This is a genomic window from Oceanipulchritudo coccoides, assembly GCF_010500615.1.
Taxonomy (GTDB): Bacteria; Verrucomicrobiota; Verrucomicrobiia; order Opitutales; family Oceanipulchritudinaceae; genus Oceanipulchritudo; species Oceanipulchritudo coccoides.
This window is the reverse complement of record NZ_JAAGNX010000001.1, coordinates 400,036-421,646: the sequence shown is the minus strand read 5'-3', so window position 1 is coordinate 421,646 and position 21,611 is coordinate 400,036. Positions and strand designations below refer to the sequence as shown.

The 21,611-nt window shown below is 54.0% G+C and carries 17 protein-coding genes; 7 read left to right on the top strand and 10 right to left on the bottom strand.

Going from position 1 to position 21,611, the window contains the following annotated elements:
• Window positions 1-44 precede the first annotated feature (44 nt).
• On the bottom strand, window positions 45-1,106 hold the full coding sequence (locus G0Q06_RS01630; RefSeq protein ID WP_163961807.1) for an outer membrane beta-barrel protein: 1,062 nt from the start codon (window positions 1,104-1,106) through the stop codon (window positions 45-47).
• Between the two features lie 229 nt (window positions 1,107-1,335).
• Here G0Q06_RS01630 and G0Q06_RS01625 point away from each other — a divergent pair, with 229 nt between their 5' ends.
• Window positions 1,336-3,033 carry a tetratricopeptide repeat protein gene (locus G0Q06_RS01625; RefSeq protein WP_163961805.1) on the top strand — a complete coding sequence of 566 codons (1,698 nt, stop codon included), beginning with the start codon at window positions 1,336-1,338 and terminating at the stop codon, window positions 3,031-3,033.
• Between the two features lie 3 nt (window positions 3,034-3,036).
• Here the strand turns inward: G0Q06_RS01625 and G0Q06_RS01620 are convergent, their stop codons facing one another.
• Window positions 3,037-4,383: a transporter associated domain-containing protein gene (locus G0Q06_RS01620; RefSeq protein ID WP_163961804.1), complete on the bottom strand. Its 1,347-nt coding sequence runs from the start codon at window positions 4,381-4,383 to the stop codon at window positions 3,037-3,039.
• A 30-nt stretch (window positions 4,384-4,413) separates the two neighbouring features.
• The gene (hisC, locus tag G0Q06_RS01615; RefSeq protein ID WP_163961802.1) at window positions 4,414-5,505 is read right to left on the bottom strand and encodes a histidinol-phosphate transaminase; all 1,092 of its coding nucleotides are present in this window, start codon (window positions 5,503-5,505) and stop codon (window positions 4,414-4,416) included.
• A gap of 49 nt (window positions 5,506-5,554) precedes the next feature.
• Here hisC and G0Q06_RS01610 point away from each other — a divergent pair, with 49 nt between their 5' ends.
• The gene (locus G0Q06_RS01610) at window positions 5,555-6,265 is read left to right on the top strand and encodes a lipoate--protein ligase family protein (RefSeq protein ID WP_163961800.1); all 711 of its coding nucleotides are present in this window, start codon (window positions 5,555-5,557) and stop codon (window positions 6,263-6,265) included.
• Here the strand turns inward: G0Q06_RS01610 and G0Q06_RS01605 are convergent.
• Entirely contained in the window at window positions 6,255-7,487 is a 1,233-nt protein-coding gene (locus tag G0Q06_RS01605; RefSeq protein WP_163961798.1) for a class I SAM-dependent RNA methyltransferase, read from the bottom strand. The genes G0Q06_RS01610 and G0Q06_RS01605 overlap by 11 nt on opposite strands.
• Before the next feature lie 97 nt (window positions 7,488-7,584).
• On the opposite strand from G0Q06_RS01605, the gene G0Q06_RS01600 reads away from it, so the two are divergent.
• Window positions 7,585-8,388, top strand: coding sequence for a TrmH family RNA methyltransferase (locus G0Q06_RS01600; RefSeq protein ID WP_163961796.1), 804 nt, complete (start codon window positions 7,585-7,587; stop codon window positions 8,386-8,388).
• Here G0Q06_RS01600 and G0Q06_RS01595 read toward each other — a convergent pair.
• Together G0Q06_RS01595 and G0Q06_RS01590 are read right to left on the bottom strand one after the other, a co-directional pair.
• On the bottom strand, window positions 8,379-10,019 hold the full coding sequence (locus tag G0Q06_RS01595) for an AMP-binding protein (protein ID WP_338045100.1): 1,641 nt from the start codon (window positions 10,017-10,019) through the stop codon (window positions 8,379-8,381). The genes G0Q06_RS01600 and G0Q06_RS01595 overlap by 10 nt on opposite strands.
• Before the next feature lie 83 nt (window positions 10,020-10,102).
• Window positions 10,103-11,161: a DUF481 domain-containing protein gene (locus tag G0Q06_RS01590; protein ID WP_163961794.1), complete on the bottom strand. Its 1,059-nt coding sequence runs from the start codon at window positions 11,159-11,161 to the stop codon at window positions 10,103-10,105.
• 44 nt (window positions 11,162-11,205) lie between these two features.
• Between G0Q06_RS01590 and G0Q06_RS01585 the strand changes: the two genes are divergently transcribed.
• A complete protein-coding gene (locus tag G0Q06_RS01585) occupies window positions 11,206-12,402 on the top strand; it encodes an amino acid aminotransferase (protein ID WP_163961792.1) in 1,197 nt (398 codons plus the stop codon).
• Window positions 12,403-12,414: 12 nt separating this feature from the next.
• Here G0Q06_RS01585 and G0Q06_RS01580 read toward each other — a convergent pair whose 3' ends face one another.
• Window positions 12,415-13,653: a cysteine desulfurase gene (locus tag G0Q06_RS01580; protein ID WP_238710194.1), complete on the bottom strand. Its 1,239-nt coding sequence runs from the start codon at window positions 13,651-13,653 to the stop codon at window positions 12,415-12,417.
• An 83-nt stretch (window positions 13,654-13,736) separates the two neighbouring features.
• Between G0Q06_RS01580 and G0Q06_RS01575 the strand changes: the two genes are divergently transcribed.
• Window positions 13,737-15,005 carry a hypothetical protein gene (locus tag G0Q06_RS01575; RefSeq protein ID WP_163961788.1) on the top strand — a complete coding sequence of 423 codons (1,269 nt, stop codon included), beginning with the start codon at window positions 13,737-13,739 and terminating at the stop codon, window positions 15,003-15,005.
• Here the strand turns inward: G0Q06_RS01575 and G0Q06_RS01570 are convergent.
• The gene (locus G0Q06_RS01570) at window positions 14,991-16,796 is read right to left on the bottom strand and encodes a chloride channel protein (protein ID WP_163961786.1); all 1,806 of its coding nucleotides are present in this window, start codon (window positions 16,794-16,796) and stop codon (window positions 14,991-14,993) included. The genes G0Q06_RS01575 and G0Q06_RS01570 overlap by 15 nt on opposite strands.
• Window positions 16,797-16,913: 117 nt before the next feature.
• Between G0Q06_RS01570 and G0Q06_RS01565 the strand changes: the two genes are divergently transcribed.
• Window positions 16,914-17,690 (top strand): hypothetical protein, encoded by a 777-nt coding sequence (locus G0Q06_RS01565; protein ID WP_163961783.1) that lies wholly within the window; start codon window positions 16,914-16,916, stop codon window positions 17,688-17,690.
• A 42-nt stretch (window positions 17,691-17,732) separates the two neighbouring features.
• Window positions 17,733-19,739: a sodium-translocating pyrophosphatase gene (locus G0Q06_RS01560; protein ID WP_163961781.1), complete on the top strand. Its 2,007-nt coding sequence runs from the start codon at window positions 17,733-17,735 to the stop codon at window positions 19,737-19,739.
• A gap of 1 nt (window position 19,740) precedes the next feature.
• Here the strand turns inward: G0Q06_RS01560 and G0Q06_RS01555 are convergent, their stop codons facing one another.
• Together G0Q06_RS01555 and G0Q06_RS01550 are read right to left on the bottom strand one after the other, a co-directional pair.
• A complete protein-coding gene (locus G0Q06_RS01555; protein WP_238710192.1) occupies window positions 19,741-20,616 on the bottom strand; it encodes an ABC transporter permease in 876 nt (291 codons plus the stop codon).
• Window positions 20,609-21,595, bottom strand: a complete 987-nt coding sequence (locus G0Q06_RS01550) for an ABC transporter ATP-binding protein (RefSeq protein ID WP_163961779.1) — start codon at window positions 21,593-21,595, stop codon at window positions 20,609-20,611. Before G0Q06_RS01550 ends, G0Q06_RS01555 begins: the two co-directional genes overlap by 8 nt.
• Window positions 21,596-21,611 lie beyond the last annotated feature (16 nt).

Sequence of the window (21,611 nt, the reverse complement as noted above, 5' to 3'; positions counted from 1 at the left end):
CAAATTGACCTCTTCAAAATAGCATTGTTCAATATGAACGTGAATTAGTAGCGAACTGAAGCCGACACCCGGAAGGTGTTCGTCTGATAATCCGATGAAAAAACAGGATCTTTTCCGCTTACGTCCTGGGACCTGTAGCCCGCTTGGATGGTCAGGAAATCGTTCGGGTTATAAGTGACGCCCGCATCGAATGTTGTCAGGTCTTCAGCACGAGGGCTCTGCTCGTAATCACTCTCGCCGACAACGATACTCGCATTAAATCCGAAGACTTCATTCAGGCTGTAGCGCGCGCCAAGGGTGGCACTGGTATATGTGTAAGCACCACCACCGATGGCACTGGTACGATAATCGCGCGAAATTCCTGCGTAAACTGTGGTTTTTACATCACCTGTGTAGATGAAAGTGATATCGTAGGTGGCAGAAGAGGTATCGAAATCCGCTCCGTCAAACTCCCGATCCTGAAAACCGATCCTGATATCGGCAAACAACATGGGGCTGAAGAACTCTCCCACGGCACCAATAAAGTAGTAAGTGTCGTCGTAATCGACAGTACCAGATGTGTCCACTTCACGGAGACGCACACCCGCTGTCAGGTCAATCTTTGGGCGAACCCTGTAGAAAAGCGTAATTGGGATCGAAAAACTGTCGTAATCGGTAAATTGGGCCAAATCATAGTCTACTTCAGAATAATCGACCCCCACCTCGATCGCGGTCAGCTCGGAAACATCGTACTTGATGCGGCCGCCGGCATCAAACTCATCGCGTTCGATGAGAACACCTTCAAGATTCACATCAGCTGAATTTGAAGCAAGTTCCTCATACTGGACATAACCGCTGGTCAGCATTCGTCCGGAATTGTAGCGGATCTGCCCACTGAGATCACTGTAATCGCCGTCTAATTCGGAATATTTGCTGAAGCTGGTGAACCGGTGCTGGTACCGGAAGGAGACGGTCGTCGCCGCATCGCGGGACAGTTTGATCTCAAAACCGGGAGAAAACTCCATGTAGTCATCTTTCGTCTCAGTTCTGCGATGGAAAAGATTGTCCGTGTAGACATAATCCGCGTCAGCGAGAAGATGAACAGTCGAATTGTCACCGAACTGCATAAATGCCCCGCTGAGGGAACTTGCAGCTCCAGAAACAAGCAACGCCAAAGGTAAAAAAGTGTTAAAAGCCTTCATATTATAATGCGATAGGATAGAGAATATGGGAATATGCGTTTGATAAATCAATCAGTAAATTCAACTAATCAAAGGAAAGGTGAATTGGGCTGAAACCATTGACAAGAGCGAATTTCCCTTTGCCAATACAAAGTGTTTAATGGAAAACAAGATTATGAGTGAAGAAACCCCGAATCCAACCGAAAACACTGAATCTCAAGCCTCTTCCCGTTCGTACTCGATCTGGCTTGGATTTGCCAGCCGCGAGCAGACCCCTCGAGGCAGCGTTCGCATAAATATCAAATGGGGCCGGGTGATTATTTTAATGGTCCTGCTGGGCGTGTTTGGCTGGATGGGGAAATCGGTCGGTCTCTACTATTTCTTTAAAAATGTCCGGGATTTTGAAGATGTCAGCTTCACGGACATGGTTCTGTTCCCGGCAAACCGTTCCAATGTCCGCATACAGCAAGGCAACTACCAGATTGACCAAGGCAAGGCAGCCCTTGAGCGGGAAGACTACCGACGCGCCTTCTCCCTTCTGCGGGAGGGTGTTGCCAGGTCCCCGGCAAACATTGAGGGTCGTATGCTCCTGGCTCAGGTTTACGCCGGTTGGAGGCCGGATTTGGCCACAGACATTCTTGTTGGTGGTGTGCAGTATGGCCTTGAGGACCCGGATTTCATTAAATTGATGAGCACCCTTCTCCTGATGAGCAAGGAGGATGACCGCATACTCGAACTGACGGACAAATTACTGGAAGAAGATCCACCCCTGGAAGTCCAGCGAATCTTGAATGTCATGCGGATGCAGTCTGCAATGTTCAAAGGCAAGTATGACATCGTGAGGCAAATCTTTGAAAGCACCGATATCAAACAGACAATGGATGGCGTTATCATTGGGACGAGCCTCTATATAAAAACAGGCAAGGCAGATACAGCTGCGCAAGTCCTGGCTTCGGTCATCAATTCAAGCCCGGGAGGAAATCTGGATCCTGTCTACACGAGGCTGGTCAATATCTACAAAACCGAGAAGGAGTATAACAAGGCGAGGGAAGCTGCCTTGGAACTTGTCATTCAAAAGCCTCTGGAGTGGCAGCCCCGTATCATGCTGATTGATGTTCTTTCAGCTTCAGGCATGACCGATCGCCGGGACCGGGAGATTGATGCCCTACTGCAGGAGCATCGCAATAACGAACAGGCAATGACAGCTCTGGCGCAACTGGCGGCGGAATATGGCAATGTCCGAGCATCCAGCCGACTCTATGATCTTGCTTTGGAAAATGGCTATAATCTGGGACTGTTCAGCCTAAGCCTTGCTGAAGCATACGTCAGCAACGGGGAGCCTGCCAAGGCCATCGAGCTCTGTAACGAATTGGTCCGGGAAGACCCCTCATGGCTTCTGAACTCTGAAAGCACCTTTAACGCGATCAGGGCGCTTGCGTACTATACGCAAGGGGATTCCGAGCTCGGAAATCTCTACCTTAAGAATTTCCTTGAATCCACCCGGACCAACGTCAACCAGCTTTTTCAAGCCTCGAGAAGTTACAAAAAATATGACCTGACGGAACAAGCATTGAAGATTTTGGAAGAAGCCTATGCGCGGGAGGAAGGTAATGAAGCCGTTCTGGTATCATTGATTGATGTGGAAATGGAAGTTGGGGCCTACTTTGCCATCAGTCAGCACCTGAAAAAACTTTTCGAGCTGCGCAGGCCTGATTACGCGATCATTGAAGATATTCACCAGCGGCTGCAAAGTGACCGGTTTCTTTTTACCGAGGACCGTGTAACGCTGCTTGAAGAGCTGGAGAAAATCCTCGAGGAACGGGATTCAGTCGATTGGGAAATCTGGCAGCGCGTTGAGCAGGAAAATTCCTAGGATCTAGTCTTCATCCGGCCCTTTGCCCGGCACATCTGATTCCTCTTCCGATTCATCACTGGCGGAGATGGAGCGTATGCGCACTTCAAGGACGCGGGTATCGTCGACGTCGGTCACCTCAATGGCAAGATTCTCGATTTCAACACTTTCGCCAGCCTCCGGGATGCGCCCGAGCTCACTTGTGACAAGTCCCCCAATGGTTGAGACTTCTTCCGTGTCCAGCTGAGTCCCGAAAATGGACTCAATCTCATGCAGTGGGGTCAACCCCGACACAATGGCCTCGTCGTTCTTCAGATCCGACTTGATAAGCACCTCTTCGTCGGCATCAAATTCATCCCGAATTTCCCCGACCAGTTGCTCGAGGATACGCTCGAGGGTAAGAAGTCCCTCCGTGCCATGGAATTCATCGATCACCAAAGCCATATGCATCCGGTGAGAGAGGAGCTTCGTCAGCGCCGATTCAAGAGGCTCCTCACTGTCAATCCGGATCATATTTCGCTTAAGGCGTCGCAGGTCCATCCGGGTCAAGTCACCGGGATAGCGAAAAATGTCCTTGATATGAATCAGCCCGAGGCACCGATCCAGATCACCGTAACAAAGGGGAAAGCGGGTATGTCCCGATTCACGGGCCATCTGGAGGTTTTCCTCAAGGGTAAGGTTGAGGTCAAAATACTTGACCTGGTTTCTGGGAAGAAGCACATCGGCGACGACAAGCTCCCTCATCATGAGCGTGTTCTTGAGAATGAGCTGAGCCACCATTGACATCTCCGGGGACTCCTTGCGTAGGAGCTCAATCTGCGTTTCCAAATCCAGCGAGTCGAGATCCGGAAGGGATTCACCGCGCCAGACCCGCCAGACAAAGCGGACCGCACCGAGCACCAGTAGCCGGATCGGTCGTGTCAGCCACCCAAGGAAGATAACCAGCGGTGCGCCTGTTTTCAGGCTTTGCAAGGGATAAGCCAATCCCACTGCCCGGGGAAACATCTCACCCACAAGCTGATGGACGGTAACGGCCACAATAAAAGCAAGGAGAGCAGCCCCGGCAGTTGCCAAGCTTCCCGGCAAAGGTACCAGTCCAAAAAGCGCGATCAAAAGCGGGTAACTGAAAAGGGCGTACAGGATGAGGCAGCCAGTCAAGCCAAGCCGGATGACTCGAATCGAGCGATCGCCTGACTGGAGAAGAGGCCGCAGAAGCCTGTGGGCATCTACCTGATCCTTCAAATCCGTGTTGAAATGGCTGAACCGGATCTTAATGAGGCTGAATTCACATGCAACAAGCAGGGCATTGAAAAACAGCGTGAGTGGGATGCCGATAATCTCGACAAGGTGGTTTGAAATGTGGGAACTCACAAATTAAAGGTCGTGGACTTCGACATCTCCTTAAGAGGTTACTTTGGACAAGGCTTCCAGGAAGTATGCGTTTTGGGATTCCGAACCAATTGAGACACGTAGAAGGTCCGGAAGTCCATATCCCGCAAGTGGCCGCACGATAATTCCCATTTCCTGCAGAGAGTGGGCAATGGTGGTGGCTTTATCCACCTTAAAGAGAAGAAAATTCCCATTTTCCCCGATTGGATCAAATCCGGCCTCGGAAATGCCCTTGAAGAGCTGCTGTCGGCCGGCGTTATTGACCTCCCGGCTCATCTTGATCCAAGAGTCGTTGCTCAAAGCTGCAATGGCGGCGGCCTGGGCAATGTTGGCTGTGTTGAATGGAGGCCGTACCCGGTTCAGCAGTTCAGCCAAGTCTGGATCCGAGTAGCCATAGCCAATCCTCAGTCCGGCCAAGCCGTAAATCTTGGAGAAAGTCCGCGTCCCGATAATCTTGATGCCGTCATCAATGAGCGACTGCACATCCAGGGACTCATCCTGGTATTCCATGTAGGCCTCATCGTAGCAAAAGATGACCCATTCCGGCAGGGAGCGGGCAAAAGCGGCGACTTCACTGACAGGAAGGGCTGAACCAGTCGGGTTATTTGGATTGGGAAGGAAAACAAGCCGTGTTTGAGGAGTCACGGCCTCCAGCATCGCATCCAAGTCATGTATCAGGTCCGGCATGGGAACCGGGACAAGTTTGGCACCCGCCAAGAGAGCGGCTATGCGGTAGGAGATAAACGCATATTCCCCCACCACAACCTCTGCCCCGGGCTCTGCGAAGAGATCGCACAACCGATAAAATATCTCGTTCGATCCGGCAGCCAAAGTAATCTGCTCCGGTGAAAACCCGTATTTAGCAGAGATGGCATGCACCAGTTCATAGCCACTGTTGTCAGGATAAAAGGCCACTCCGGCTGCTGTCGATTGAATCGCCTCAATGGATTCCGGCGGCGGACCCAGAGGATTTTCGTTGGATGCCAGCTTGATAATGGTGTCTAGGCTCAGCCCATATTCACGCGCCAGCAACTCGGTCGGTTTGCCGGGTTGGTACACGGGTAGGGATGATATTTCCCGGCGGGTCAGATCAGTAAACTTCATCAATTTATGATTGTGGATTTAACACCTTCCTGCCGAATATCAATCCCTTGTGACACAATTACGCGACTTTCCCTATGCGAGCACCACGGCGGCAGGCAACATGGCCTTCGATTCCGCGATGCTCTCTGCCTGCCTTCCCCGGGATCAAATCCTGTGGCGTTTTTACGGATGGGATGAGCCGGCGATCACTTTTGGCTACAGTCAGAAATGGGAATGGGTACGCCAGCAGACAGGGAACTTTGAGGGGACTTGTATCCGACGATTGACCGGCGGAGGCATTGTCGATCACCGGGATGATTTGACCTATTCATTGGCAATCCCGGCAACCCATCGCTTTCATCGCTCAGCGGCTCAAGAGATCTACAGGGAACTCCATCAAGGCATTGCGGACGTTCTCTGCTCCGCTGGCTTACGAGCAGAGCTCGCCCCTTGTCCAGGCCCATGCGCAGAGGCGGAATCACAAAATTCCGGGGTGTGTTTTCAGTCACCGGAACCGTTTGATGTAATTGCCCCCGACTCAGGCCTCAAGATTGCCGGAGCAGCGATGAAAAGGAATAAGGAGGGAATCCTGATTCAGGGGAGCCTGTCCCGCGCAGCAGAGAGCCTTCCGCAAAAAGATATGTTTATCGCGGGATTCGGGCGCTTTCTGGAAAAATGGTTGGAAGCCGGCCCGACTAACGACGCGGACCCCATTTCAAGGGATGCCATTGCCGGTGAGGAATCCCGGTTTGCCTCTTCGGAGTGGAATTTTAAACGCTGAGATCGGTAGCCAGCTCAAGCGTCGCAATATTTTCGATGTGCCGGGTCTGGGGAAAGAGATCCACCGGTTGGACATCGGTTATCCGGTACAAGTTGCTGTCCAGGAATAGTTTGAGATCCCGTGCCTGGGTATCAGGACCACAGCTGACGTAGACAATTCTTGCCGGCCGGAAGGCAATCAGCTGGGCAATAAAACCGGGGTCGCATCCTTTCCTCGGAGGGTCCAGGAGGACCGTTGTTTCAGAAGGCTCAAACTGTAGCTCACTGAAAATCGCCTCCGCTTTTCCCAGGTGAAAGGTCACATTTTCCACTCCATTGAGGGTCGCGTTTTCACGGGCGAGCTGGATGGCCGGTTCGCTGACCTCAATTCCCTCAACCTTCTCAAATAGCTCATGTCCACAAATCCCGAAAACGCCCACTCCACAATAAGCGTCGACCAGGAACCGGATTCCCGGCCGTGCCGCCTGTTGCAAGGCGTAAGAGACCATCCGCGGAAGGACATGCGGGTTGTTCTGAAAAAACTCCCCCGCGACAAACCTGAAGGTTAAGTCGTCAATTTTCTCACTGACCACGGCTTTCATGTCGTGGACAACACCCTCACGGCAATCGCGCAATAGAAGGGTCCCTCCCCTCCTGTAAAGGCCGTCCTCCGCCTTCAAGCGCTTGCGCTGGACCGGAAGCGCTTCATTGATTCCGGGACTGGCGATCGGGCATTGCTGGACATCAACAATGGCACGGCTCGCCGCTTTCTGGAATCCAATTGGAGTATCCGGCAAATGGGGTGGACGACGAAAATGCGGGGTGATCTTGGAGCGGTAGCCATAGGTGTGTCCGGTATCTCCAAGGCAGGCGTTCACCGGCACCTTGCAGTCCGTCATTTTCAGGATCAACTGCTCGATTTGTTTCCGCTTCCAATCCAGCTGGCCCGCGTAGCTGTAATGTTGATACTGACATCCGCCACACACGCCGAACAATCCGCAGACAGGGTCCACGCGGTCAGGGCTCGCTTCAATGATGCGGACGAGATCAGAATCGGAATACTGCTTTTTGTTTCGCCAAATGCGGGCCACAACCCGCTCCCCGGGCAGCACGAAAGGAACAAATACCACCCAACCGTCAATTCGGCCCACGCCTTGACCAAGATTGGTCACGTCGTCGATCAAGAGCTCGACCTCCTCGTGGTAGGCAAATGGGTCGGGAACAAAGTTTTTCGGGGGTTTCATATCGCCAAGGATTAGAAGAAGATATCCTTTGCCCTCTGGACAAGAGGCAAATTTCCTTCTTTAAACAATTGCTCTCCTGTTAACGGAGAAATCACCCATGTTTGAAACGATCTCCAGTGTACAAAACCCCCGAGTGAAGAACCTCGTTCGCCTGCGCGAAGGCAGCCATCGCCGGAGACAGGGCAAATTTCTGATCGAGGGATACCGTGAGATCAAGCGTGCCCTGGCGACCCGCTGGCCAATGGAAACCCTCTTTTTCAGCGAGGACCTGTTCAAGGAGGCAGAATCATTCCAGCTCATTGAAGCAGCGGAGGACGCCGGGCTTGAAATGGTCAAACTGTCACCGGAGGCATTCGCCAAGAGCGCTTACCGACAAGGTCCCGACGGCCTTCTGGCCACAGGTTTGCAAAAGGAGACAACTCTCAAGGAGCTCAAACTTTCCAAGGTTCCTCTTCTCCTTGCACTTGAGGCACTGGAAAAACCCGGGAACATCGGAGCCGTTTTCCGCACGGCCAGTGCCGCCGGGGTGGATGCCCTCATCCTGACCAACCCGGTCACAGATCCCTACAATCCCAATGTCATTCGGGCATCCCAAGGCGCTTTCTTTGATGTTCCATTCTGCCAGGTCGAAAATGCCGACCTCATGGTATTTCTGGAGGAGCATGAAATTCGTCCTGTCCTCACCTCCCCCGATGGCGAGAACCTTCTCTGGGACGAAGATTTGAAAAGCCCCTCAATGATCCTCCTTGGATCGGAGGAGAAGGGGCTCAGTCCGGACTGGCTTGAGACCTATCCGGCCTGCCGCATCCCAATGAAGGGGGTCACGGACAGCCTCAATGTTGCTGCCATGGCGGCCATCGCCACATTCGAGGCGGTTCGACAGCGCCAAACTCAGCCCTGATCGGGATTCATCTTCCGCATGGCCAGGGAATTCAAGGCCTGCAGGTCCAGCTTTCCTGAAGCCAGGCTCGGGATGGAATCTACCCGGTGAATTATCTTGGGAATCCAAAGATTGGGCACACCTTCCCGCAGGAGCCGCTCACGAAGAGTCGATGATTTAATCTCCACAGCGGTCAGGAGAACCAGCGCCTCGCCCTTTAACTCATCGGAGATGCCTGTTACCGCAACCAGAGGCGACTCGGCATCCTCAAGATGGAAGCACTCAGCAATAATCTGTTCGAGTCGGCCATGCGGGACCATCTCTCCGCCCAGTTTCGAAAACCGGCTGATTCGTCCCTCGATAAACAGAAAGTCATCCTCATCAATGCGGGCAAGGTCTCCGGTGACAAACCACTTGTCGTGAAAGACCTTTTCAGTGGCGTCCCGATCCCGGAAGTAACCCTTGAAGACATTGCCACCCTGTACTTCCAGAATCCCGCGTTTGTTCTTGGGGAGGACAGCCCCCGTCGTGGGATGAGTGACACGCGCACGCATGCCGTTCATCAATCTTCCGACCGAACCCTCCCGCTTGCCAGTGGGCTGGCCCTTGATGGAGGGAAGATTCACACTCACCACGGGCGATGTTTCCGTGAGGCCATAGCCCTCCAGATACTCGCTCCCAAAATGCTTCTCCCAGCGCTCCGCAAATCCGGGCGGGGTCTTTTCCGCACCCCCAACTACAAACTTGAGCGACTTCAACTGCTTTGCCTCAACCCGCTTGAAATATGGCCTGAGAAAGGTCGGAGTCCCCATCATGACTGTTACGTTTTCCTGCTCAATGGCCTCTGCGATCTTCCGCGTTTCAAGGGGGGATGGCAGGGTCACACACTTGAGTCCCTCAAATAGCGGATACCAGAGTGTCGCCGTAAACCCGAAACTATGAAATGTCGGCAGGCAGGCCAGGAGGATTTGATCACGATGGAGCAACTGGCAGTTGCGAATCTGGATGCAATTGGAAATGATGTTTCGGTGCGTGAGGGGAATTCCCTTGGGAAGCCCCGTGCTTCCGCTGGAGAAAAGAAGCCCGCCCTCGCGATCGCCACCTTTGGTCGGCACATTGAATTTCCGCAGAAGCACTCCTGCTGGAAGAAGGCCTATCAGGGCAAGGCGCTTGAGCACCACTTTCTTATCAATGAAGGCCCGCTCGCGGACCAGATCAATGAAGTTTTCCGGCCACGGAAAATCCGGAACCTTCTCCTTGACCGGGCCAGCGGAAATAACGGTGCGAATCTCCCCGATCTCGAGCGCCCGCTCTATGGCGTGGCGTCCGGAGGTGAAGTTCAGGTTGACCGGGACTTTATCGAGCAGGGCCAGCGCCAAATTTGTCAGGATTCCACCAAGACCAGCCGGGAAAACAACGCCCACCCGCTTGTCCGGAATGGTTTCTTTCCAGCGATCAGCCATCGTCAAGGCAACCGCCAGGATCATGCCGCCGCTCAATTCCTTTCGTTCCTGCGAAAGGTCGACTATGCGCTTTTTAAACGGCCTGTGGACCAAGCCCTTGACGGCGAGGGCGGCTATGTGCTCATCGAGCTCTGGCTGCTGGTTGAACTCAGCATACCCACGTTCCAGAATGTAACCTTCTTCACTCACACTTGAACGAAGACGATAGCCATGAAATTCCTTTGGTGAAAGAAAAATCGTCCCAAGGGATTTGGCTCTGCCAGAACACCCCTTCAGTTCCAGGAGGCGATCAGCCGGGCATAATAGCGGGTGTCCACCTTTTCCCGGCCAAAATCAGGCTGGTTGTTGTACTGGCTGGAGATACCAAAACGCAGTTTCCATTGCTCAGTCTGATTCAAAGGTAGATTGAAGCCGCTATCCTGTTCGAAGATGAAATCCTCAAAATCCCGGATTGAGGGAAGGAAGGAGTATGTCCCCTTGAAGCGCGCCCACTGGATAAACTGCCAGTTCACATCCAGTCCGAAGTCCATTCCCGGGAAGTCATCCGCCCCGTCATCGGTGTAGTCCTCAAATCGGTAACTCAAGCCGGTGCGGGCCTCCACGCGGAGCCGTTTCTCGTTGCTAAACTCGAAGATGAGTCCTGCTGCGGATGTCGAGCGGATATAAATGCCTTCAAAGTCATCCTGCTCAAATTCTTCCCGGAGGAAAAATCCCACGCGGTCAAAAACATAGTTGTTGTAGCGGGCACCCCCGATGATCTCGTTGGCCGATCGCACCCCGCGATTCGTTCCGTAGGCATACCGGCCATACAGCTTCAGGCGGTCGAATTCGCGTTCCAATTCGGCCTGAAGGGTAAGGGTCAGGTTAAAGCGGTCGGTATTCCCGGTGTTCCCATTGAGGTCCATCCCGCCTTCCACCTTCCACCCGGGTAGCCGGCCCGGCTCGGAATGGGACTTTCTAGCGGGAGTTACCGGCGCGGCTCGGGCCGCCAAAGGAGCGGGTTTATCTGCAAGGTGCTCCGGCAACTCAATCTCGCGCGTTGTCCCAAGAACAAGCCGCTCAACTTGATCCAAATCCACCGTAACCAAGCCCGCGTAGCCTGTCTGCAGATTCAGTTCACGCTCGCCAACGGATTCAATATGCCCCAAGAGGACGGCTCCCCCGCGTATCTCGATCCTGTCCGGCAAGGACGTATCCGCCGCGAAGGACTGAGTCGCTGTTAGCCCCGCAATTCCAAAAAGAAGTAAAAACCTGCCCGTCATACCTGAAGTCAAAGTGCCAAACTGCTTGTTCCAATCAATCCGGAAATCAATTTTTTCGGAATTAGCCAAATCCTGCCTTGATGTTGAGCGAAGCATCCTCTTGAAATTCGGGCATGAATCTATTCGAACTGGTCCAGACCGCTCCACCAGATCCGATTCTCGGCTTGAGTGAGGCTTTCAAGAACGATCCCAATCCTGACAAGATCAACCTGACGGTTGGCGTCTATCAGGATGAAAGCGGCAAGTCCCCTCTGCTTGAATCGGTAAGGCGAGCCGAAGAGATCCTGGCCAGGGGCGCAGGCAGCAAGGGCTACCTTCCGATCAACGGGCACCCGGATTATCTGGGACATTGCCAGGCCTTGGTCTTCGGGGAAGGCAATGAAATGATTCTCACAAAGCGTCTGGCCTCGGTTCATACCCCGGGTGGCACCGGTGGTCTTCGCTTGGCGGGAGACTTTATCAGGCGTTCACTGGGCCAGCGGACCATCTGGGTCAGCAATCCCACCTGGGCCAACCATCAGGGCATCTTTACCGCCGCCGGCCTCGATATTAAGACTTACCCCTATTACAATCCGGAAACGCATGGCTTGAACCTTGAGGGCATGATCACTGTCCTTGAGACCATCCCGGAGAATGACATCGTCCTCCTTCACGCCTGCTGTCATAACCCGACGGGGGTTGATCCAACTGAAGAAGACTGGGAAACCATTGCCAAGGTCTGCAAGGAGCGGAAGTTGCTCCCACTACTCGATTTTGCGTACCAGGGGTTCTCGAAAGGCTGGATTGACGACGCCGTCGCCATCCGGGCCTTTTCTGAGTATGGGCTGGAGTTCATTGTCTGTTCATCTTTCTCAAAGAATTTCGGACTCTATCAGGATCGAGTGGGTGCCATGCACGTCGTGGCAAAGAATGCTGATGAGGCAGCACGCATCCTCAGCCAGTTGAAGGTCATTGTGCGGACAAACTATTCCAATCCTCCCGCCCATGGCAGCGCGATTGTCTCGACCATTCTCAATGACACTGAGTTGCGTCAGCTCTGGGAAGAGGAATTGAAAACCATGCGCTCCCGCATCAACACTGTCCGAAGTGAATTTGTCGATGGCCTTGAAAAAGCCGGTGTTCCCGGCGATTTCTCCTTCATTCGCGAGCAGAAGGGCATGTTCTCCTTCAGTGGCTTGTCGGAGGAAAGCGTACAGAAGCTGCGGCAGGACCACGCCATCTACATCGTCAAGAGTGGCCGCATCAATGTAGCGGGAATTAATGACAAAAACCGCGACACACTCTGCCGGGCAATCGCCCAATGCATCTAGGGGCGAGGTGATTCAGGCGAAGAATTTCTGAATCCTGACCAGTTCCTCGACCAGCGCGTCTACCTCATCGAGCGTGTTGTAGATAGAAAAGCTGGCCCGTGCGGTGCCGGGAAGGCCAAGCCGGATCATCAAGGGCTGTGTACAATGATGCCCCGAACGGATGGCAATTCCCGCTGCGTCAAGGAAGGAGGCGACATCATGCGGATGGGCCGCATCCATGACAAAGGAGATCACAGAGGCCTTGTTATCACTTTCCCCGATAATGCGCAGTCCCGGGACGGTTTGAAGGCCTTTCGTGGCGGCTTCCAATAACCGTGTTTCGTGGGCCAGTAGCGCCTCTCGGTCCATGGATTCCAAAAACTCGATCGCAGCAGCCAGTCCGATTGCGCCAGCAATGTGAGGCGTCCCCGCTTCAAAACGCTCTGGAGCATTCTTGTAGACCGTCTTTTCAAAACTGACGGACTCGATCATATCTCCCCCACCCTGATAAGGAGGCATGCTGTTCAAAATATCTTTCTTGCCATAAAGAACACCAATCCCTGTTGGCCCGAACAATTTATGACCGCTGAAAACAAGCCAGTCGCAATCAAGCTCCTGCACATCGACCGGAAAATGCGGAATCGACTGGCAGGCATCGAGCAGGACGGGAATCCCTTCACAATGGGCCGCCGAGATGAGCTTTTTGGCCGGATTGATGACCCCTAATGAATTCGAGACATGGACAAAACTGACCAGTTTTGGCTTTTCAGACTCCAGCTTGAGATAAAAATCCTCTTCGTCCAGCTCGCCTGAATCACTGACTCGGACCGTTGCCAGCTTGATTCCGATTCGATCCCGGAGCAACTGCCAGGGAACGATATTGGCATGGTGCTCCATCTCCGTGACAAGCACCGTATCACCGGCCTGCAGTGTCGATTGGGCAAGACTGCTGGCAACCAGGTTGATGGATTCGGTCGCCCCACGCGTGAAGACTATCTCGCCCGGGTCCTTGGCCCCGATGAATGAGGCCACCTTGGCACGGGAAGCCTCATAGTCGTCTGTAGCCCTCTGGGACAAGGCATGCACCCCACGATGAATGTTCGCGTTGTCCTCCAGGTAATACCGCTTGAGCCGCTCAATCACTGCCTTGGGTTTTTGCGAAGTCGCTGCATTGTCCAGGTACACAAGCGGCTTCCCATTCACTTCCTGTTGAAGAATGGGAAATTGCTCGCGCAGAGCACTCAGCTCTTGCTTCGTCAGTTCCTTTGGCATTGCCATAGGATTAATTTAGTTCCCATATCGAATCGCGCAAGTGCGCCCTTCGTCTAATTCTTAATTCAAAGCTATTTAGTATTATGAAATCCCTCCCGATCCTCGTTGCTGGAACCTGCCTGTTGCCTTTTGCTGCCATGTCCTCGCCTTTTTCAGGTGCGCTGGAAAGGCTTTCTGTTGAAAATCCCGAATTTGTCGCCTACGCGGACTTTCGAGGGGATGTCCAGGCAGCTGGCTCATTTTTTACAGACGCCTACCTCGCATACCTGATGACAGGTCCGGAAGTCCCCCCGATCCCGGTCGACTTCCAGCGCCTTTTTGAGAACATGGGCTTGACCTCCCTGGAGTCAGCCGTGGCCGTTTCCGAAGCACGATCAGGCGGCGGGTTTACCAACCAGATGCTGATGGAATTCTCGGAAGCACCCAAGGGCCTGTTTGTCCTCTTTGGAGACTCCAACCAGCCGTTTTCCATCCAGAAAACAGCTCCTGCTGATGCAGACATCGTCCTGGAGATGAATTTAAACGGGGTCGCTCTCTACACGATGATCCGAAATGTGGTCATCGACATCATGGGACCCATGGGAGAAGGCATCATTGATGCCCAGATGAACAAGCCCATTCTCCCCGAAGGACCCACGGTAGCCGAGATCATTTCCCGACTGACTACCCGTATCCAAATTGCTGCCAAGCCCGACGGCGGAATGGAAGTAGCCGGACCTCCTGCCCTGGCCATGCTCCAGGGGAAGGCCGCTATCAGGATTGCCAACGTGGCTGACCTGCTGGATACCTTCGCCCCGATCCTCCAGCAGGCGGGTTTCACTGCCAACGAGTCAGCAGGCACGACTGAATACAAGCTCACGGTCCCCGTTGAAACTCAATCCCTGGCCATTTTCCTGAGCCCGGTCAAAGGATCCAACGACCTCATGGTCTCCTTCAATGAAGGTTCCAAGGAATGGTTTCTGCAAAGCCCCGAGTCCATTTCCTCCAGTGCAGATTTCCAGAAAGAGACGGCAGGTCTCCCCGGAAACGGGCTTTCCTTCTGGTACACAAGCGCTGCTTTTGCTGAGATGCAGATTGCCCAACTCGATGCACAAGTTGTCGGTAACGAGAAGTTGTTGCCCATTATCACGGCTTTGAAGTCATTGCTCATGAACTACACGGGACCGCAGGCAGGAGTCTCTTTTCTGGAAGACAAGGCCTACCGGGTCATCAACTTCCAGCCCACTTCGTACAAGACCAACCTCGCCCTTGCCGGGGCCATCATTCCCATCACCTTTGCCTCCTCTTTTGCGGCGATTGCCGAAGCAAGAGCCGGGACAGAGCAAACTCCCGCCCCCTCACCGGCCGAGTGAGTCGTCTATGGCGTTTTGCTGGCGGGCAATGTCATGTAAAGTGACAATCCCGATCAGCTTTGTGTCATCTTTGGAGCTCACAACAGGGGCCTGTAGCACATCCTCCATCACAAGGACTTGAGCAACGTCGCGAATTGAGGTTTCGGGGCGCAGGCGAACCAAGGTCTGTCCGGTAATCAACTCGCCCAAGGGAATCTCTTTCCCTGCCCGATGGTGTTCCTCAAGCTCGTGGTGAGTAATCATCCCCGTCAGCTTGCCGGAGGGATCGATGATCGGATATGCGTGATGCCTGAGTCCTTCCGTTTCGATTTTTGAAAGGGAATTCGCCGGGAAAAGATCTGACCCGAGAGAGACCGGATCAAAGGTCATGATGGTGCTGACTGGCAAATTGCGCCAGTCCTGGTCGCCGACGTAGTGTGGCATCTTTTTCAAGTTGATCTTGTCCTGCAGAAGGAGGGCATCATATAGCGGTACAGGCTGTAGCTTGGAAGCAATCAGCCAGGCCAGCATGTTTCCGACCATCAGGGGAAGGATTAATCCATACTGGCCAGTCATCTCCCAGATAATGACAATGGAGGTCATTGGACATCGTATCACTGCCGCGAAAAAGGCCCCCATCCCCAAAAGGGCCATGGCTCCAACGATTTCATTCTCAAAATTCAAGATGGGCTGGGCAAATAATCCGAGAAGAGCCCCGAGCATCCCGCCGATAAATAGTGTCGGGGCAAAAAGCCCTCCACTGCCCCCGCTCCCGTAGGCCAGCACGCTGGCGATGATCTTTCCAAAGAAGAGCATTGCGATGATGGTGATCACCGTCATGCGCCCGTTCAGGGCGGCATCCAGATCTGTGTATCCAATCCCGAAAATACCCAGATTTCCGTCGGAAAAGAACGCCACCGCGACCCCGACAACCCCGACACCGAGTCCGCCGATCCCAGGACGCACCCACTCTGGCAAGTGAGCCTGGTCACGGAAGAATTGCCGGCTGTAAAGAATCCCTTCCACAAATGCATGACCGAACAGCGCACTCAACAATCCCAAGGGAATGGCCAACAGCATCCACCAGTCGGTTGAAATAATTCCCAGCTCAATATCAAAGGCTGGATGCTCTCCGATCAGGATTCGCTGGACCGCCGCCGCGATGACCACACAGACGAAAATCCCGAAGAAGGACTTGCTGCTGAAATCCCCCAACAGCTCTTCAAAGACAAAAAAGACTGCCGCCATGGGTGTATTGAAGGCGGCGGAAATTCCGGCTCCCATGCCGAGGGGGACCATCGCCTGGACTCGCTTCTTGGCCAGTCCAAAGACCTGACCAATCTTCGACGCGATCGCCGAGCAGATGTGCACGGTCGGTCCTTCACGGCCAAGGCTCATCCCAAATCCGACCGAGATGGTCCCCACTATGAATCGGTAAAACGCCTCCCGGAGCCGGATCACCCCGAAATTGCGATAATACTGGGCTTTCGTTCGCGGTATCCCCGATCCACCGGCAGCCGGTTCCCCGTAAACAAGGATGAGGCCGGTTAACAGGCCCCCGATCACGGGCCCCACACCCAGAAGAATGTAAACAAGAAATGTGTTTCCCTCGCCCAACCAGGACGCCCCGGCACTCACAAGATGGAACACCAGATCAATTGACTTGTGGAAGGCCACGGCGGCAAGCCCGCAAGCCAGTCCAGTGATGATCCAGATGATTAGATAGCGCTGGGTATCTGTAAAGTGATGCCTCAGGTATTCCGGCAGGGAACGCCGGACAGTGTTGGTTTCTCCAAGGTTGGCATCACTCATGTGCGGGTATTTATTCGCCCTGAATCAATCGACTCAAGGGATTTCTTGATTTGATAGGTCTCTGAAGCACTTGATTTTCTTCCGCTTTTGCCCATTCTACCTGCAAAATCTTACCCTATGGAAACATATCTATACCTCTCCCTCATCCCCGAAGCACTTATCTATTCGCAACTTCCGCCCGACCGGTTCGGCAAGTATCTGGCTATCGGGGATAAAAAACTAACCCGCGGACCCGCCATCTTTTTCTCCATTGATCCGGCATTCACGTCGGATGCGTTCAAGATGAAAACCGCCCTGGATAAATGTCATCCTCATCCCGATGGCTCACCAAGACGGTCCTCCTATGTCTCTGTCTACAATGTGCTCGCCCAAGTTCCCGTCAGCGCGATCGGGGCGCTCTACCTGACGACTAAAGACGGCCTGACCCTGCAGCTTGACCCGTCCAGTGAGTCGCCTCCCGAAAGAAAAGGCTACCACCTGTACCAGGAGATCTGCCCGGTCTACCCTAAAGTTGCCAGCCCGCTCGGCCCGGAAGAATTTGCCCGCTATGTCACTAATCCGGACAACCCGGTCTTCCTGCCAAAACTCGCCTTCTGTGAATTGCGCCTCAATGGCATGGCCACCGATCCGGAAAAGAGCTCGGCATCCAACTTGCCGTACAAGGATTTGAACCACCTTCGCGAATGCCTCACCTCCCTCGACTACAAGCAGGATAAAATGACGAAGATTGTCCATCGTGACCTCAACAAGGACCTCATTTATCCAGTTGTTGATACGGGCTTCTTTGTCGGTGACCAGAACGACTTTAAATATTACCCTTTCCCCTCCGAGGACGATCTGGAAGGCAAGCATCACCTCTGGTGGGGTTCCGCCACTTCGGTATCCAGATTCTAATTACACCCTTACCCTACCCTCAACACTTTACCGGGTTTACCTATGAATGATTCCCTTCGATTTATTGCACCTGCCCTTGGTGCGTTCGGGCTGTTCTGCGCCTTTCTTATCTATCGCCGGATTCGCGCCCTGCCATCAGGTACAGGAGAAATCGAGGATATAGCAGAACAGATCCACAACGGGGCCATGGTCTTCATGAAGCGGGAATTCAAGCTCCTCGCCATGTTCGGGTCCGTGGTGATCGTTGTCCTCTGGTTCAAGGATCCCTATGAATCCCTCGCTTTCACTTTGGGAGCCTTGTCTTCCGCTGTGGCAGGTTTCATTGGAATGTACACGGCGACCAAAGCCAACTCGCGCACTACGGTGGCCGCTTATGAAAAGGGGCCTCAGGAAGCCCTCCGGACGGCATTCTTTGGTGGTACCATCATGGGTTTGACCGTTGCCTCTATGGGTCTTCTCGGAGTCGGCGGCTTGTTTGTCTTCTTTGGCAACACGGCCGGTGACATCCATATCATTCATGGATTCGCCATGGGCGCATCCCTCGTGGCCATTTTCTTCCGCGTTGGCGGTGGCATTTTCACCAAGGCCGCCGATGTCGGCGCCGACCTTGTTGGCAAGGTGGAATCCGGGATTCCTGAAGACGACCCCCGCAACCCGGGCGTGATTGCGGACAACGTTGGTGACAATGTGGGGGATGTCGCAGGCATGGGTTCCGACCTCTTTGAGTCATACTGTAATGCCCAGATTGCCACCATGGCCATCGCGGCAACCATGACCGCATCATCATGGCAGGCGATTGCCATATCCCCAGCCAGCCTGATGTTTCTTCCTCTTGGGTTGGCCTCAGTCGGTTTGCTCTGCTCCCTCTCCGGAATGCTTGTCGTGCGTCTCTTCGCCCATAAGGAACCAGCCCGTGCGTTGCGTATGGGGACCTTGTCCGCTTCCATCTTATTCATCGCTGCAGCCTACCTTGTGATGCTGTTCCTCGGGGTCTCGAATTCAGTCTGGCTATGCGTCCTTTGCGGCTCTGCTGGCGGAGTCATCATCGGTCTTGCCACGGAATATTACACCGGCGGACGGCCCATGCGGGAAATTGCCAAGTCTTCCCAGACCGGGGTCGCCACCGTCATGATTTCCGGATTGGCAGCCGGCCTGCAGTCGGTCGTTATTCCCCTCCTGACCATCGCCGGAATCCTCCTTTTGACCAGTGAACTGGCAGGGCTTTACGGAGTCGGGATTGCCGCGGTCGGCATGCTGGCGACAATCGGTATCACAATGAGTATCGACGCCTATGGGCCTGTGGCTGACAACGCCGGAGGGATCGCTGAAATGGCTGGCCTGGGGAAGAAAACCCGGGATATCACAGATTCTCTTGATGAGGTTGGCAATACGACAGCCGCCATCGGGAAAGGATTTGCCATTGGTGCTGCCGCTCTTGCCGGCTTGGCAATCATCGCGGCATACGTGAACGTTGTCCGGTCACATCACGACGATTTTATGCTCCAGCTTTCAGATCCGGCCGTGCTCACCGGGGTTTTCATCGGTGGGCTCCTGCCGTTCCTGGTGAGCTCCATCACGATGAATGCCGTCGGCTTGGCTGCCGGGGAGATGATTGAGGAAATCCGGCGTCAATTCCGGGAAATCCCCGGCTTGCTGGATGGCAACGCCAAACCGGACTCCGCACGCTGTGTGGATATCGCGACCGAAGCGGCCCTCAAGCGCATGTTCCTTCCGGCTGCCATAGCGGTTCTGAGCCCGGTCGTGGTCGGGTTTGGATTTGGACCCTCAACGCTGGGCGGAATGCTTGTCGGTGCCCTGCTTGGATGCGTCCTCCTTGCCCTGATGATGGCCAACTCAGGCGGTGCTTGGGACAATGCCAAGAAATTCATCGAAAAAGGGAATTACGGGGGCAAGAATTCAGATGCTCACCATGCCTGTGTCGTGGGAGACACCGTTGGTGATCCTCTGAAGGATACTTCCGGGCCATCAATGAATATCCTGATCAACGTGATGGCGATTGTTTCCCTGGTCATTGCCCCGTTGCTTTAAATCAGGGTTTCAGACCCGTTCCCGAACCCAGGAGACGAAGGGTGATGGCTAATCCAGCCAGCACGCTCAAAAATACGATACCAAACCCCGGCAGGACAGGCACATCGCTGATACCTGTCATGCCAAACCTGAGTCCGTTGACCATGTACACGATCGGGTTCAACAGGGAGATCTGCTCCCATGGGCTCGGGAGAAGACGAATGGAGTAGAAGACGCCGCCGAGAAAAGTCAGTGGCAGCAACAGGAAATTGGGGACGAAATTGATGTGATCAAAATCCTTGGCAAGTATCCCCGCCAGAAGGCCAAACAGGGCGAAGGCAAAACTTGTCAGAAGCATGAAAATGAGCGTCCAGCCAACGTTGTGGAAGGTCTCCGCCCCCATGAAGGCGGCGACGCCCCAGATGACCATCCCCACCAGCATGGCCCGCACAACACTGGCCCCGGTGTAAGCGGCCATGATCTGCCATGGGCGGAGCGGTGTGACAAGCAGGTCCACCACCGTCCCGTGTACCTTGCCTATGAAAAAGGAGAAGGCGCTGTTCAGGAAAGCGTTGGAAATAATCGCCATCATGACCAATCCCGGGACAAGAAAATCCGTGTAGGGAATCCCTTGAATCTCATTCAGGCGATCCCCCAGGGAGTATCCAAAAACCAGATACCAGAGCATGGTCGTCAGGACAGGGCTGATGATAGTCTGTCCGGCGATGGAAAGAAAGCGCTGCATCTCTTTGCGGAAAAGAACCCATGTTCCCCAAAGGCCAGTTTCGCCCTTTGCACGGAGCAGGACATCATCAAAATGGCGGGCGGCCGAAGCTTGCCATTGAGGATCCAGCTCAGGGTAAGCAGGGGATTTCATCTTATCAATGTGCTTACTCATTTTCACCTCCGCCGTTGTCCGCGCCGTCTTCGCCGATGACCTTACGGAAGATATCCTCCAGGCGGCTGCGCCCTCCCTCGATCCGAAGGGGCATCAGTCCCATTTCCTCAAACTGTTTGAGCAGGCGCGGGACTATTTCCGGTGTTTCCCCTTCGTCCAGGGTCGAATCCCTGAAGTAAAAACGGCAGGTCCGGGGCTTGATGGATTCCACCCGGTTACAGCCGCTGTCTGCAAAAGCTCCTTTCTCCACTCTGCGATGAAAGGTCACTTGCAGCCAGCGCTCGCCATAGTGATTGAGCAACTCGTTCCGGCGCTCAACCAGGAGAAGGCGGCCGTTGTTGATGACACCGATCCGGTCGGCCAGCTGCTCCGCTTCCTCAAGGTAGTGTGTCGTCAGGACAATGGTCGTCCCGGATTCACGCAGGCGACGGACATACGCCCAGAGCTCATCCCTCAATTCAACATCCACCCCGGCAGTCGGTTCATCAAGAAAGAGCAAGGCCGGGTTATGGACGAGGGCCTTGCAGATCATGAGGCGGCGCTTCATCCCTCCCGAAAGCCAGCGACTGTTCGCCTCCGCTTTTGACGTTAGGGAAAATGCCTCGAGAAGCTGGGCCGCCCGTTCCCGATAGTTCCTGACACCGAAAAAGCCTCCCTGATATTCGAGAATCTGCCGGGCCTTGAAAAAGCCGTCAAAGTTCAGTTCCTGTGGAACCAGGCCGACCAGTTGCCGGACAGTTGGATAATCCTCTCGCACATCAAGTCCACCGACATGGATACTACCGGAAAAGCGCTGGATCAGCCCACTGATGCAGCCAATCAAGGTTGTTTTCCCGGCACCGTTTGGTCCAAGAAGGGCAAAAATCTCCCCGGGATAAACCTTAAGGGAGACCGAATCGACAGCCGTCAGGGAGCCAAACTGCTTGCTGACGTCGGATACATTGAGAAGCGGTTCCACACCTTCAAGATGTGTCGGCATCGATGGATTGCCAAGT

Bases quoted from the DNA above. Each gene is read 5' to 3' on its own strand.
- G0Q06_RS01605 (WP_163961798.1), bottom strand. From the start codon at position 7,487: ATGAAACCCCCGAAAAACTTTGTTCCCGACCCATTTGCCTACCACGAG.
- G0Q06_RS01555 (WP_238710192.1), bottom strand. From the start codon at position 20,616: ATGAGTAAGCACATTGATAAGATGAAATCCCCTGCTTACCCTGAGCTG.
- G0Q06_RS01625 (WP_163961805.1), top strand. From the start codon at position 1,336: ATGAGTGAAGAAACCCCGAATCCAACCGAAAACACTGAATCTCAAGCC.
- G0Q06_RS01585 (WP_163961792.1), top strand. From the start codon at position 11,206: ATGAATCTATTCGAACTGGTCCAGACCGCTCCACCAGATCCGATTCTC.
- G0Q06_RS01550 (WP_163961779.1), bottom strand. From the start codon at position 21,595: ATGCCGACACATCTTGAAGGTGTGGAACCGCTTCTCAATGTATCCGAC.
- G0Q06_RS01570 (WP_163961786.1), bottom strand. From the start codon at position 16,796: ATGAGTGATGCCAACCTTGGAGAAACCAACACTGTCCGGCGTTCCCTG.
- G0Q06_RS01560 (WP_163961781.1), top strand. From the start codon at position 17,733: ATGAATGATTCCCTTCGATTTATTGCACCTGCCCTTGGTGCGTTCGGG.
- G0Q06_RS01575 (WP_163961788.1), top strand. From the start codon at position 13,737: ATGAAATCCCTCCCGATCCTCGTTGCTGGAACCTGCCTGTTGCCTTTT.
- hisC (WP_163961802.1), bottom strand. From the start codon at position 5,505: ATGAAGTTTACTGATCTGACCCGCCGGGAAATATCATCCCTACCCGTG.
- G0Q06_RS01580 (WP_238710194.1), bottom strand. From the start codon at position 13,653: ATGCCAAAGGAACTGACGAAGCAAGAGCTGAGTGCTCTGCGCGAGCAA.
- G0Q06_RS01565 (WP_163961783.1), top strand. From the start codon at position 16,914: ATGGAAACATATCTATACCTCTCCCTCATCCCCGAAGCACTTATCTAT.
- G0Q06_RS01630 (WP_163961807.1), bottom strand. From the start codon at position 1,106: ATGCAGTTCGGTGACAATTCGACTGTTCATCTTCTCGCTGACGCGGAT.
- G0Q06_RS01600 (WP_163961796.1), top strand. From the start codon at position 7,585: ATGTTTGAAACGATCTCCAGTGTACAAAACCCCCGAGTGAAGAACCTC.